This is a genomic window from Desulfopila aestuarii DSM 18488, assembly GCF_900143695.1.
Classification (GTDB): domain Bacteria; phylum Desulfobacterota; class Desulfobulbia; order Desulfobulbales; family Desulfocapsaceae; genus Desulfopila; species Desulfopila aestuarii.
The window spans coordinates 1-14314 of the sequence record NZ_FRFE01000041.1 but is presented as its reverse complement, the minus strand read 5'-3'; the positions used below and the strand labels follow the sequence as shown (position 1 = coordinate 14314).

Below are 14314 nucleotides of genomic sequence, written 5' to 3'. Positions count from 1 at the left end.
CCGCCAGTTTCGGTTTGAAAAACAGGCGGCGGACTGCGACCTGCCTTAAGACGGCAGGTCGCAGAATTCACTAATTCACCAGGATCATCGGAATCGACGGTACGTAGGTGATAAGCAGCAGGATGGCAACCATGATCAACAGCATGGGCATGATTGCACGGGAGAGGTGTTGTATCTTGGCGTTGGCCACTCCACTGGCAACAAACAGGTTGACACCGACCGGTGGGGTGACGAAACCGATCGCCAGGTTAACGACCATGATGACGCCGAAGTGTACCGGATCAACACCTACCGAGGTGGCTACCGGTAGCAGGATCGGTGTGAGAATGACGATGGCGGCGAGTGCTTCCATGAAGGTACCTACGATCAGCAACAGGACGTTGATCATGAGCAACACCATAATCTTACTCTTGGTGAGTCCGAGAATGGCGCCGGCTATGATCTGCGGCACCTGCTCAATAGTCATGATGTTGCCGAAAATGGTGGCCATGGCCATCAGGATGATAACGATAGCCGAGGTGGAACAGGCTTCCATGAAACAGGCGACGATGTTTTTCAGGTTAATCTCACGATAGACGAAAATACCAACTATCAATCCGTAGAAAGCGGAGACAGCAGCAGCCTCTGTAGGGGTCATGAGTCCGCCGTAGATGCCGCCCAGAATAATAACCGGAACAAGTAGGGCCCATTTGGCATCGTAAACTGCTTTCAACATCGAACCGACGGTTCGCTGTTTATCGGAACCGCGCCATCCACGCTTTTTTGATACAAGGTAAGTGTAATACATAAGGGCCAGGCCGATGAGCAGGCCGGGAACGATGCCGCTTATGAACAGTTTTCCGATGGAGACCTGGGCGGAGACACCATAGACCACAAAGGGGTTGCTTGGTGGAATCATGACGCCGATGGTGCCGGCTGCGGCGACGATAGCACAGGAGAACATCTTGTCGTAACCGCGCTCCACCATTGCTGGAATAGTGAGAGAACCAATTGCAGCAACTGTGGCCGGGCCAGATCCACTGATGGCGGCAAAGAACATGGAGGTGCAGATTGCCCCAAGAGCGATACCTCCCGGAAATGGACCAAGCAGTTCATCAGCGAGATTCAAGAGCCTTCGTGACAGGCCGCCTGCTCCCATGAAGACACCCGCAGCGATAAAGAACGGGATGGCCATGATCGGAAAGCTGTCGATAGAGGTAAAGGCAATCTGGGAAATATATTCAGCGGGCAGGGTGCCGGCGTTGAGAATAGTTGCGGTACCGGCCAGGCCGAGACTGACGGAAATTGGTACGCCGATGAAAATCAACAGAATAAAGTAGCCGAACAAAATGGTCAGAGCGGAGGCACTTTCATTAAAATACACGGGGAGAGCGAGGGCAATGCAAAAAACAAGACCAAGAAGGCTGTCAAACAGACCGCACACCTTGACCTGCTTATACAGGTCCTGCAGCAATCGTATTCCGATCAAGCCAAAACCAACGGGCAGAACAAGATACGGAAAAAGGTAGGAAACTCCAGAGGCGGGGGCAACCTGTGGATATTCGAGAAGCATGGACAGGTGGTCTGTGCCCATGATGCACATGACGCCGGCCAGGGTAAGAAAACAGATATCAACGATAACCCAGCTGATGGCCTGGAATCGTGGCGGCAGCATGTCGTGGACGATGTCCACTCGGATATTGCTTCTGCTTTTTACCGCCAGCGGAATTGCCAGATAGGAGATCCAGACAAAGACGAACCGGGCAAGCTCCTCGGTCCATACGGCACCGGTACTACCGGTGGTGAAATGGGTGCCGATGTACCGGTAAAATGTTTGAAAGGTAATGACGAGAATAATGAAGAGCATTCCGGCAAAAAGAAACGGCTTTTCAAAATGGTCGTCAATGAATTGCAGGATTGACCGGGAAGAGGCGGTGGCTGTTTGCTCTTTGGTATCCATAGTGGTGGTAGCGGCTGGAGTTGTCATAGCAATAACGGCTGGTAGATGTCAGATTGTTCACAGGGGCTCATCTGGCGGCGGAAACAATTTCCGCCGCCATGTGTAAGCCAATTTTCCTGAGAAGTGGACCTATTAGCTATTTCTATCAGTTCTGGGTGGCTTGAACCAGTTGCATCAATTCTGCTGGAATATCCTTCTCGAACTCAGCCCATACCGGCTTGGTGGCCTCGACAAACTCGGCACGCTGCTCGGGGGTAAGGGTGTGGATCTTGATACCCTGGGCGATGAATGCCTCTGTTGCCTTCTTCTCCAGGTCAGCGGTAATGCCGCGCTGATAGGTGAGGGCATCTTTTGCGGAAGAGAGGATGACTTCCTGAATCTCCGGGGTCAGGCTGTCGAACTTCTTCTTGTTCATCAGAAGGATGTGCATAGAGTAATTGTGTGCAGAATCGATGGCGTATTTCAGAACTTCAGTGTGCTTGGCATCGTTTAAAAGAGAGAAGGTATTGCCTTCGGCCTCAACGGTACCCTGCTGCAGAGCGGTGTAAACTTCACCCCAGGCAATGGGTGCCGGGTTCATGCCAAGCTTGGCGGCAACGGCAACTTCAACCGGGGATGCAGTGGTACGGACTTTAAGGTTCTTCAGGTCTGCAAGGGAGTTGATTTCCTTGTTGGTGGTAACAAAGTTCCGGTAGCCATACTCACTGTACATGATCGGCTTGAGATTAATCTTTTCACAATCGGCAGTAAGGTATTTGCCGAGCTCGCCGTTGTCGAGTGCTTCGTAGAGCTTCTGTTGATTTTCCGGACGGGTGATGTAGGGGAGATCGAATACCAGAAACGCTTTGGAGAAGTTGGCCATGTTCGGGGAGGAGCTGGAGCTGAGGTCCAGGGTGCCTTTCTGGGCAGACTCGGTGGTGACACGGTCGCTGCCGAGGATGGCGCTGTCAAAGATCTGTATCTTCACTTCACCGTTTGAGCGCTCTTCGACCAGCTCTTTGAACTTCTCGTAACCAACGGTGACGTTGTTACCCGGAGCCATAGGATGGCCGAGACGAAGGGTGAGTTTTTTTGCTTCGGCTTGTACTCCACTAAAAAGCATTCCGGTAACCAGAAGAGCAGAGCAGATGGTTTTCATGTTCCTGAACATAATTTCCTCCAAATTGTTGCTGTTACTGTTGATAATTGGCGTAATCGCCACAAATAACACTAAAAGATGATGCCTCGTTGCTCATGACCGTATGAGTCGGATCGAGGAATCAATCGTCCTTCTACAGCTTGATGCCCTCCTCGGCCAGTTTTCTCAGCACCTGTTCAACCAGATGTCTTTCATCGTCTTGAGAGGGGCCCACGGCCGTTTGAACCGGGAGGCCGAGTAGCTTGGCGGCGTTGCTATACATGATTTTCTCACGAACGTCAGTGTTGAACGGCAGATCTTCGTATGTCTTCAGCGCTGTTTTAAAATCGACGAAAGGATGAGCGCTGGCGTAGAGCACCTTGTCGCTGATCATGGTGTTTGCGGCTTGAAGATAGGCCTCTGAGAGAGGTGAACGCTCATATTCAGAGAGATCGACATAGACGTTGGCGTTTCGCTGGGCAACGTTGATCATCTCGGAGATCCAGGGATAGCCGCCATGGCTGACAACAATCTTCAGCTCTGGGAAATCGCGGGCAGCGACATCGATATAGCGTGGAGCGACGTGATCCATGATGGCTTTGGGTACGAGGGTGGCTGGGCCTGTAGTGATAATGATCGGGATGTCAAGCTCACAGCATTTCGCATAGATCGGATAGTATTTGGCGTCGTTGACGTAGATCTGGGCCAGGTAAGGATCGATAGCGGCACCACGCATGCCCTTGTTTTTCACCGAATCTTCGAGTTCCCTCAGGCCTTTCATACCCTTGTGAGGATCGACGCCGGAAAAGCCAATGAACATATCGGGGAAAGCTGCAACAAAATCCAAAACGCTCTGGTTGTTAGATTTGGCTCCGTATGTGGTTTCACAATCCCTGCCGGTGATAACTGCTTTGATAACATTATGTTTTTTCAGATCAACAACACAATCCGCAAGGGTTTGGGCGGGCATGGTCGGAAAGTCAATAAGCTTGCACAAACCGCTAAACATCGGACTGCTGCCGATTCCATCTAGGGTTTCCTTGGTGTTCGGTCTGAATCGAAAGTCTATAATAGCCACGCTGTCAACCTCCTGTGCTGCTCATTTTTTGATAATAATTACTAAATGAGAATATGTGATTATGGTCTTATCGTGCGAAATCCGTTTAGCGGTGACTAAACGGATTTCAGAAATAGTTATTTTGTTATCTTGTCGGAGTTTCATGAACTCTTGACAGTGGTAAGCTCCGGCAACTTATTTTTGTCGCTCACAGGCGACCCAATCAATGGGTTGCCGTCTGCCATTTACGTCGCTACTTCACAAATGGATATGCAGCTTTCGCCCAGTTTTTCAATAGCTTACTTCGCTCGTCTTCAAGCTTGCTCTGCCCCATGGGGTAGTCCCTGCCGAGAAATTCATATTTGGACTGGCCCATCCGGTGGTAGGGCAGCAGGTCGCAGGTAATGCCAGGAATGTCTTTAATGAACGTGAAAATTTGTTCCAGTTCGGCCTCGGTGTCGTTCAAACCCGGAATGACGGGAACGCGGACGATGACGGGAAGTGCCGAAAATTCCATAGTTAACCGTTGAAAGTTGTCAAGGATCACTTTGTTGGAAACACCGGTAAACTCGATGTGTTTTGCGTCATCCATCGATTTGATGTCAAAAAGGGTGACTTTGAGATATTTGGCGATCGCCTTAAGATCTTCCCACTTACCAAAACCGCAGGTCTCAATGGCTGAGTTGATTCTTCGCTTCTTTGCTTCTTTCAGGAGCTCAAGGGTAAAGGCCGCCTGGCTGAGCGGCTCACCGCCACTGATGGTGATGCCGCCGCCGGAGCGAGAGTAGAAGATGGCGTCGGATTCAACTTGGTCGAATATCTGCTTGACGGACATCTCTTTACCAAAGTCATGCAGTGCCTTGGATGGACAGATATCGAGGCAGGTAAGGCATAAATCACAGGCGGAACGGTTTATAGCGATCTTGCCAAAAGTGTTGGCGGATATTGCCTTTTGGGGACAGGCTTCTATACATTGGTAGCAGCCCTTTTCACCGACACATTTGTTGGGATTGTATGCAATATCGGTGGAAAAATTCTGAGACTCGGGGTTGCAGCACCAGCGGCAGCGCAAAGGACAGCCCTTCAGAAAGATAATGGTCCGGATTCCTGGGCCGTCATGCACAGAGTAGTGCTGAATGTTGAAGACATTGCCGCTTTTTACAAGAGTGCTGGTCATGGCTGCTGGTTCCGGATACGTTGATTTTTGCTGTATTTCCTAACTCTTTAATGGTCTTATTCTCGCATACAAGATTGGGTCCATCGATGAATCGATGGACCCAATAGGGAAGACTGCTTATACGGTAGTATGCTCGGCTCTCGCGATCAGGTCGTCCTGCAGATCAGGTGAAAGATCAGTGAAGTAGGCGCTGTAGCCGGCAATACGGACGATAAGGCCTTTATACTTCTCCGGATCCTTTTTCGCCGCAACCAGGGTCGACTGATTAAGGACGTTGAACTGGATGTGCCAGAGTTTCAAGTCACACCAGGTCTTGATAAAGTTGACAAGTTTCTCGGTGCCCTCTTCGCCAGCCATGGTGACCGGAGAAAACTTGATATTCAGGAGACGGGAAGCCCGCTCACGGTAATCATAGTTTTTAGAGTTGTAGTTGGAAACAAGAACAGCGGTCGGCCCCTTGGCATCGCAGCCCTGAGAGGCGGATGCACCGTCAGAAAGCGGGGTGAATTGCTTACGGCCGTTGGGGGTAGCTGATACGACCTTGCCAAATGGTACGTGAGAGGTGAAGGGTACCAGGCGGAGATCGAGGTGAATGCCTAGCTGCTTACTGTACTTCCTGGTGAATTCAAGACAGGTACGGTCTATTTCCTTGGCAATGGAGTCTGCGTAAGGATCATTGGTGCCAAATTTCGGGGCATTCTCGATCAGTTTGCAGAGGACATCATTCTTTTCAAAGTTGTTTTCCATGGCCTTGATCAGAGTGTCCATGGAAATCTTCTTGTCTTCGAAGACCAGTTTTTTAATGACACAGAGAGAGTCCACCAAAGTACCGTATCCCATCAGTTCAAAATAACCGAGGTCGATACCCCCCGGGATATGGGTGGTATGGAGGTCCAGCTCAGCTTTCATGGCGGTGTCGTTTAAGGCGGTACCGAGTGGCCATGCAAAATGATTCTGACGGAGGTTGTTGATGGTGTGCTGCTGAATGAAGGCGTGCTTCAAGAAGCTCATCTGCTGGGTCATGTAGGCGTTGTAAAACTCATCCCAGGTTTTGAACTCACGTGGATCGCCGGTCTGAAGGCCGATTTGCTCGTCGCCGTGCAAGCGCATCTTGCCATTGTACATCGTCATCTCAAGTGCTGCCGGGAAGTTGATGTAAGCGCAGGGGCTGGTGTAGGTTTCGACATTGGGCATACGGCTCTCAGAACAACCGGAGACAGCATAGTCGTAGGCATCTTCCAGTTTGGCGCCTTTGGCGAGGTTCAAGGGAATGACCTCTTCATCGTTGATCAGTTTCGGGAAGCCTGAACCTTCTTTGATGGTCTCAGCGACCTCAAAGAGGTAACGCTCAGGAGCACGGCTGTGAATACGAGCGGCGAGATCCGGGTAGTGGAGGGGGAACTCACGCTTCGACTGGAGGAACAGGTAGGTCAGATCGTTGGTTGCATCACGACCGTCCTTGGTCTGGCCACCAATAGTAACCGCCTCCCAGTGAGCGTAACCTTCGTTGAAGGCCCCGCCGGTGGGGGAAATGTAGAGGTCGATGAACTGAGCCATGCCAACCCACATGCACTCAAACAGCTCGAGAACATCATCATCAGTCAGTTTTCCGGCTTCGATGTCCTTCTGGTAGTAGGGGTAGAAGTATTGGTCCATGCGGCCGTTGGAGATGATGGTGCCGGTCTTTTGCTCAACGCGAGACCACATCTGGATGAACCACTGTGACTGAACGGCTTCACGGAAATCACGAGCCGGATTTTCCGGTACCCACTCACAGCGCTCAGCCATATCGATCAGTTCCTGCTTACGCTGCGGATCGCTTTCGGCGGCGGCTTTTTCACGAGCGAGAACGGCGTGTCGCTTGGCCCAATGAATGATGGCCTGACAGTCGATGATGATTGCCTCGTAAAAAGACTTCCGGTCGGTCTGATCGACTGGGCTCATCGGATCAAGTTCGGCAAGTTTGGACTCAGCCAACTCAATAATGGATTTCAAGCCTTTCTGGAGAACCTTCTCGTAGTCGTGGACCCACTGGATGGAAGAACGGAAGGAAGATGTCTCGTTAACGATAAAACGGGACTTCATGGGGTCGCTGGGATCAAATGTATATCGAAGGGTTTCTTTCGGCAGGGCATTGGCAAGTGCCTCATGGTAGGTCTTGCCTTTCCAGTAAGGGGCTATATCGTTGATGACGATTTTGGCGTCGGAATCGGAAATTTCAAAAGGCGACTCAACACGGCTCGGCAGTGCTTCGATGGCGAGATCCAAGAAGTCGCCGTCAAGTTCTGGATAAAGAATGCCATAGCGGCCTTCGCAGCCAACCCGACCGGCGATAAGCTGCTTATCGTCGATGTAGACGGTGCAGTTCTCAGCAACATGACGCATGGCCTTGGCCCATCTCAGGATAAGTGCCTCACCTTCGGTCTCCATCATGGACTCGGTGAAGTATTTGGCACGCTCAACATCGATGATCGGTTTTTTGGTGATGATCTCCTGAAGAATGCCATAGGCTCTCGGGCGAGAAAAATTTACCTTTTTGCCCGCTATTTCATCCTGTAGACGCTGCTCTTGAGGGGAAAGCACTGTGCAACACTCGGTCATATCGATCCTCCGTGGTTATTTTGTGGCGTCCCTGCAGTTCGGTGTATGTGGCGACATGCAGGTCTCGCTTGACTAGAGACTGGAAAAATTCGTTTTCTGTATGTCCGGCCAATTTGATGAGGCGCGACTACCACCCATGGATCTCTCAGCAAACCTGGTTTCCGGAACATTACCTTCTCGTACACTTCCATTTTATGCACGTGGTGTGCCAAATACCTCAAAATTATTTTAAGCAGTGCATTGATTGAGTTTACACAAAAAAGGTTTGATTCGTTTTATCGAGGTCATGTTGCAGTTGTGCAATATGTGTTTTTTATCTGAGAGAAAAAATGCAATACAATGGCGATGTTATTTGGATATCAAGATGTTAATAAAACGATAATATTGCAAATTTGCTGGCATATTGAAGGGGAATATGTGTCGTGTAGGTTGCGTTGCATGGGTGAAACGTGGTTGTTGCGGAACCGCAACGCCGGTGAGGAGGGGGAAGAACATCTTAGGGAATCGTTGTTTTATATCGTAAATTCATGATAATCTAGCGCGGCTTTTGCTGAAATGGGCTTGCTTGTTTAATCTGATAACCGTCCTGATAGGCTATGGGATTATGAGTGTGTTTGTCAAATATGTGTATCGAATAATGTTGATCAACATTTCAATGGCCTTTCTGTCAGGTGATGCTGTCAATCTGATATGGTTCTTTTTTTGCAAAGAAAAAGTGGCCAGCATGGCGGCCGAAAGTGCCGGTCAGGGCCTTTTGGCTGGGCTCAAGAATCTGAAAATAAGAATATCATAGAAGGAGTTGTAATGAGTGACGTGAAAAATGTGAGTATTACGGTGTTGCTTCCTTCGGGGATGTTGCCGCTGGATTTGATGGCCGCTGCACACAGAATCGCTGAGAAGTATTCTCTAAGAATATATCTGTCAAACGCTCAAAATCTGCGTTTGATTGATGTGCCCGAGGATGTGGCCGACACCATAAAAACAGAATTAAAAGCTTTGGGTTGTGAGCTGAAGGGTCCTGGAAAATTCCCTATCCCGAAGGTTTGTATCGGTCAAGGGCACTGTAATCTCGGTCTTATAGATACCGGGAAGCTGAGCAACAAAATTCTCGAAAAATTTTCTTCACGTCCCCACACCAAGGCGAAATTCAAGATTGCTGTTGCTGCTTGCCCGTTGTCGTGTTCCGATACCAAGACTAGCGATATAGGCATAGTAGCTACCCGTGAAGGTTTTGAAGTGTATGCTGGCGGCAAAGGGGGGCCCTTTCCAAAAGTCGGACACAGGATAGAACGAAATTGTGATGAAGAACGGGTGCTCGAAATTATAACGGAACTGGTTGAATTTCACCATCAGAAGACCGAAAAGAAGCAACGAATGAATAAACTTCTGGGTGATACTGAGTTTCCGTTCTCGGAAGTGTAATCACGAGTAAAGGGAGGAAATCTTTTTTGTTCGAGGAAGTCATAAAAGGGTTGGTTGGCAACCTTGTCGACCAGTATCGATTGGAGTACTAATGAACTTGTTCGTATTTACAGCAAGGATGTGCCATTGAGGGCTAGAGCATGAAGCACCAATTCAGTATTCCAAGTATGATTTCAAGATTTTGCATGAAAAAATGGTTCATCCAGCTGAAGCATACTTCTGACTATTGAGGCTCACCATGGAGCAAGCGTTATTGTCACCGAGATGGTCGGTGTTGTTTTGCGGTCTCCTCTTTATGAAAGGAGGGCTGCAAAACAGAACGGGCAGTTTGACCCTGTCAACCGCAATCTGTTCATCACATCTTCTGTAAGTAATCTAATTTACATGAAAAATACGAAATAACTGGATGAACCATATTTTTCATGATTGCCCCTGTTCCTCTACGCCCCTCATAGGGCGTAGAGGAACAGGGGCAATCAGAATTGCTATTATACGATAGATTGTCGAGGGCGGATTGGTAGAACAACTTGTGCCTGCTGCGGAAATGCTTCTGTTCACGTTAAACTTGCCACTCCTAATCTCTAGATATTCTTAATCTCCTTATTCGTTACATGTTAATGAAATCCAGTAAGTCCAGCTTTTTCAAACACCTAGTAGCAAAAATGGAATCTGAGAGAAGACCTTCTCCATGAGCTCATGATCGAATAACAGGTAATGAGATTGACAAGCATGACCTTCTGACGCTCGTATGTCCTTCTCTTTGGTAATCTCTTCTTTGCAGTTACTCCATTTTTGAGCAATTCCTCCGGAGTAGGCCAAACCACATTTCAGAAAAGTCTTAATTTGCAGCTTTGCTTAAATGGTTGAGACTGCCTAAATACATCTCTTCCCCTGGCCAATGTGGGATGAATTGGTTGGAGGAGATATAGGGGAGGGCCAAGAGAGTCGACCGTTCATAAATACATCAGTATTGCCAGGTATATTGCAACCTTTGCCAACACCAGAAAGGGATTGCAATGGTTTGGATCGACAAGGCGGAGGTATACCGGGGTAGAAAGCCACGGCAATCACCGTTGTGGCAATTATTCGGTCATCATTTTGATGAATTTGAGTTTCATTGCAACGATCTCTTCATTCGGGAGTACGGCTGCTACCGCTAGGTAATTGTCCCGCAGACAGAAACACTGCACCGACTCCCAACACAGCATAGCCCAGATGCTTGATAAAATTTCAAGGTTAGTGGTTTCGTCTCCTGGCTAGGGTATTCTCAACTGTCTCAGAGAGCACCAAAAGGCTGAACGGCTTCTGCATGAACTCGTCGCATCCCCTCGCCATCAGCTGCTCTGTCTGGGCATCGAGAGCATAGCCGGAAGAGATAATCACCGGAATCTGTGGATGGGCAGAGCGGATCATCTCAAACGTAGCTGCACCGTCAAGATCGGGCATGATGAGATCGAGAATGACCAGATCAACCGCAACGTCGCCGTTTGCAAGCAGTTTCATCGCTTCGCGCCCTCCTGATGCCACAGTCACCGTATAGCCAAGCTCTGTGAGCAGGGCACTGCCAATCTCCCGAATCATTTCCTCATCGTCAATAAGCAGGACTGAGGCAGCTCCTTTCACCACTGCCCCTTCATGTTCTGGTGGTACAATAGGAGTGCGCTCGGAAGCCGGCAGGTAAACCGTGAAGGTCGCTCCATGCCCAGGCTCACTCCTCACAGTTATACATCCTGCATGGTTTTTGACAATGCCGTAGGCCGAGGCAAGGCCTAAGCCAGTCCCGCGCGATTTGTCCTTGGTGGTAAAGAAAGGATCGAAAATCCGCGCCATGGTCACCTCATCCATGCCGACCCCGAAATCTGTAACCTCAATGGCCACATACATCCCGGCAGGCAAAGGATGACTCCCAAGGCCTTTCTCTCCCACCATCTCCAAGGATGTGCCAATATGCAACTCTCCCCCATCCGGCATGGCGTGGCTGGCATTCACAAAGATATTAAGTAGAACCTGTTCAATCTGTTGCTCATCCACCACCGCCACGACATGACTGTCAGAAAGATTCCGAGATACCTGGATGTTTTTTCTGGTGCGGCCAAACATTTCCGCACATCTGCTCACCAGCAGATTCAGATTCACTGGCTGCGGATTATATTTTCCCCCCCGGGCCGAGCCTAACAGCTGCCGGGTCAGGCTGGCGCCACTTCCTACGTGCTCCTCAATGGCCAGCACATGTTCCAGCAGCGGCTCACTGGTATCTCCAAGCTGCACCCGCATCAACGAGGCCCGCCCCTGAATTGCCATTAGCAGATTGTTGAAGTCATGGGCAATCCCTCCGGCAAACGTTCCCAGTGCCTCCAGCTTCTGTGCCTGAATAAGGCTCTGTTCCATGCGAACCTGATCGGTAATGTCCCTGACAAAGTTCAAGGTTGCCGGCCGCCCTTCCCACTCGGCAATCACAGCGTTCAGCTGGACCGTCCGCACCTCGCCGGAAGTGGCGACTACCTTGAACGAATAGGTGGAGGGCAGGGTGGTATCGCCGCTGATGCGCCGTTGGTAGTTTTCTGCAACCAGTTGCCGGTCATCGGGATGAATAAAGGAGATAAACGGAGATGCGAGTGCCTGTTCCTTTGTGCATTCGATGATCTCGAGGGTGCGCCTGTTGGCGAAAGCGAACCTTCCGTCCTGGGCGATGAAGATGGCGTCGTTGGCATTCTCGACAAGCTGGCGGTACTTTTCCTCACTCTGCCTCAGGGCGCTCTCCGCCAGCCGCCTCTTAAACAGATTCATCAACGCGAAAATGGCAACACATGCGACCATGATAAAGGCAAGGATGACCTGCCAGACTAGGGTCTTATGCTGCTGATAAAAAGATGCCGGCTGGTTGGTAACCGTGCTGTCTGCCGGCAGCATGGCAGGAGTCACACCGAACCTGGTCATTACCCCATAGTCAAAGATATACTGATTCGGGCTCTGCTTCAGCACTGGAATTGACTGTGGACTCACACCTTCTAGGATAGATTTGGTATACTCCGCCGCTTTCCTTCCATGGGCAAAACCGGAAGTAATCATTCCCCCGAGTATCCCATGGCCCAGCCCGAAGTCCCACATGGAGTAGAGTGGACGCCTGCTTGCGGCACTTATCCTGTCAAAGCTTTCCTCAAAACTATAATGTGTCCCGGCCCTGTCGGTAGTAAAGGAGAGCCAGAGCAGCACGGCTGTATCCGGCAGGCTGGAGACCTCCTCTTCCAGCTCTTCCATCGTCTGGCTACCCAGGAACTCAAAAACAAACCGTCCTGCATAATCGGGCATTATAGTCTGCAGGATGGTAGTATTGGTCTTACCCGTGACGGTGTCGTCCGCAATTACATAGACCGTATCCACCTGCCGATGAATGGTCCCGATCGCCTCCAGGGTCTCACCTATGGAGAACGACTCGACCACGCCGGTAACGTGAAGTGCGTCATGGAGAAATTCATCCTTGAACAGGTTGACCCCACAGAAGACAATGGGGGTATCATTGAAAAGCGCGCGACCATGCTGGAGTAGAAACTGAAAAGCATGATCATCTGAAGAAATGATCGCCTGCAGGGCAACGTTCCGATACTTGTGACTGAGCAGCGTGAATACATTGCTGAGATGGGTATCATCATAGACACGCTTTGTATCCATATATTCATAAAAAAGCTCAACATCACCACCATATGGAAAAACCGCCTCGATCCCCCGAGTGATATTGTCGGTCCAGCCAAGCCCTTTGTGGTAGGAGTGCAACACCAGAACCTTGGCTGTGGCAGCAAAGGCTTGCCCAGCCGCACAGGTCACCATTGCCGGTAAACACAGCAGTAGAAATACAAAACATTGTGCTCTTCTCATCATGGTATTGCCCTATTCAACCCCATCTGCACCACACCTCATTGTTTAACTATACATGTCTTACATCAGAAATGAACAGTTTTTACAAACTACAAATAATCTCTGTGTTTCCAGGATAATCATTCAATCGGCCCATCTTGTTTTTACCGACTCTCATGCCGCCCCGGGCCATGAGCTCTAGCATAAGCCTGTTCCGGGTGTTCATGGTTCGAAAGATGATCTCATCAACAGTTTCTTTATCGACGATATTTCACTGGATAGCTTGCGGATGCCTGAAGATTCTTCATATGACTGAAGTATTGCAGGGATTGGTAAGTGCCGGGAGGCCAGTGTTGATGATGAAGTTGTATAAAGATGCAAGTACCGAGTAACGGTTCCTTTTGGTCCTCTGTTTGTTGATTTTCGTCAGAGAGATCAGAAATTCTAGGACTTCTTCCTGGGATATACTGGCGAGATCACGTTTTCCGAATCGAGCAGTGAAGCGAGGGAGGACAAACTCACAAGTCTTGACGGTATCTTTTTTTGGAATTGGCCTGGCAATACTGCAGATGGAAATCAACAGCCTGAGATGCTTTCATGGTGTACCTCCTGGGTTGGGGTTGTTGGAGCAATATGCTCTAACTGAAGTATACACCATGCTGCGGAATGGCTAACAAAGGATGTTGACTGTCTTTGGTAGTCTCTTCAGTCAATTTGCTCCATTCTTGAGCAATTTGAGGGAAGTGGTAAGGCTTACCCTCAGGAAAAACCTTAATGAGCGCAGATTTTGTATCTATTCGTATTGGCAATGGAAAGCTCAATTTTATGATACAAAATTATGACGTGAGTATTTGCTAATCAGTAAATGCCAGTTTAGCCCCTAATCCCGTAAAAATGATAGCAAATGTACGTTGGCATCGCCTGATAACTTTTGGTGAATTAACTACATAATGCCGAACACCATTGGCTGAAATGCCATATAGAATAAAAACCCCTAATGTCATCCCCATGAAAACAAGGCTAAGAAATACCATTTGTAATGTTGGGGAAATTTGGGTGGAAGAAACAAAAAGAGGTAAGAATGCAAGAAAAAATATGGAAAGTTTAGGGTTTAGGATATTTATGAGAAAACCCCTGTAGATGATTTGA

At 49.2% G+C, this 14314-nt stretch carries 8 protein-coding genes; 1 reads left to right on the top strand and 7 read right to left on the bottom strand.

Features of this window, described 5'->3' with window-relative positions:
- Positions 1 to 70 precede the first annotated feature (70 nt).
- From BUF15_RS23465 to hpsG, 5 genes are all read right to left on the bottom strand, one after another.
- Positions 71 to 1966, bottom strand: coding sequence for a TRAP transporter large permease (locus BUF15_RS23465; protein ID WP_084554477.1), 1896 nt, complete (start codon positions 1964 to 1966; stop codon positions 71 to 73).
- A 118-nt stretch (positions 1967 to 2084) separates the two neighbouring features.
- Positions 2085 to 3089 carry a TRAP transporter substrate-binding protein gene (locus BUF15_RS23460; RefSeq protein ID WP_143170853.1) on the bottom strand — a complete coding sequence of 335 codons (1005 nt, stop codon included), beginning with the start codon at positions 3087 to 3089 and terminating at the stop codon, positions 2085 to 2087.
- A 121-nt stretch (positions 3090 to 3210) separates the two neighbouring features.
- Positions 3211 to 4134 (bottom strand): amidohydrolase family protein, encoded by a 924-nt coding sequence (locus BUF15_RS23455; protein ID WP_073616386.1) that lies wholly within the window; start codon positions 4132 to 4134, stop codon positions 3211 to 3213.
- Between the two features lie 232 nt (positions 4135 to 4366).
- Positions 4367 to 5290 carry a (2S)-3-sulfopropanediol dehydratase activating enzyme gene (gene hpsH / locus BUF15_RS23450; RefSeq protein WP_073616384.1) on the bottom strand — a complete coding sequence of 308 codons (924 nt, stop codon included), beginning with the start codon at positions 5288 to 5290 and terminating at the stop codon, positions 4367 to 4369.
- Positions 5291 to 5407: 117 nt separating this feature from the next.
- A complete protein-coding gene (gene hpsG, locus BUF15_RS23445; RefSeq protein WP_073616382.1) occupies positions 5408 to 7891 on the bottom strand; it encodes a (2S)-3-sulfopropanediol dehydratase in 2484 nt (827 codons plus the stop codon).
- Between the two features lie 804 nt (positions 7892 to 8695).
- On the opposite strand from hpsG, the gene BUF15_RS23435 reads away from it, so the two are divergent.
- The gene (locus BUF15_RS23435) at positions 8696 to 9313 is read left to right on the top strand and encodes an NAD(P)/FAD-dependent oxidoreductase (RefSeq protein ID WP_073616378.1); all 618 of its coding nucleotides are present in this window, start codon (positions 8696 to 8698) and stop codon (positions 9311 to 9313) included.
- A gap of 1236 nt (positions 9314 to 10549) precedes the next feature.
- On the opposite strand, the gene BUF15_RS23430 is transcribed toward BUF15_RS23435, so the two are convergent.
- Both BUF15_RS23430 and BUF15_RS23420 read right to left on the bottom strand, forming a co-directional pair.
- Positions 10550 to 13189 carry a hybrid sensor histidine kinase/response regulator gene (locus BUF15_RS23430; protein WP_073616376.1) on the bottom strand — a complete coding sequence of 880 codons (2640 nt, stop codon included), beginning with the start codon at positions 13187 to 13189 and terminating at the stop codon, positions 10550 to 10552.
- 830 nt (positions 13190 to 14019) lie between these two features.
- Positions 14020 to 14314 (bottom strand): LysE family translocator (locus BUF15_RS23420; RefSeq protein ID WP_159441365.1); only part of this gene is annotated, 295 nt, incomplete at its 5' end.

What these genes read in the sequence shown, in the direction of transcription:
- BUF15_RS23465 (WP_084554477.1), bottom strand. Translation starts at nt 1,966, where the DNA reads ATGACAACTCCAGCCGCTACCACCACTATGGATACCAAAGAGCAAACA.
- BUF15_RS23460 (WP_143170853.1), bottom strand. Translation starts at nt 3,089, where the DNA reads ATGTTCAGGAACATGAAAACCATCTGCTCTGCTCTTCTGGTTACCGGA.
- hpsH (WP_073616384.1), bottom strand. Translation starts at nt 5,290, where the DNA reads ATGACCAGCACTCTTGTAAAAAGCGGCAATGTCTTCAACATTCAGCAC.
- hpsG (WP_073616382.1), bottom strand. Translation starts at nt 7,891, where the DNA reads ATGACCGAGTGTTGCACAGTGCTTTCCCCTCAAGAGCAGCGTCTACAG.
- BUF15_RS23435 (WP_073616378.1), top strand. Translation starts at nt 8,696, where the DNA reads ATGAGTGACGTGAAAAATGTGAGTATTACGGTGTTGCTTCCTTCGGGG.
- BUF15_RS23430 (WP_073616376.1), bottom strand. Translation starts at nt 13,189, where the DNA reads ATGATGAGAAGAGCACAATGTTTTGTATTTCTACTGCTGTGTTTACCG.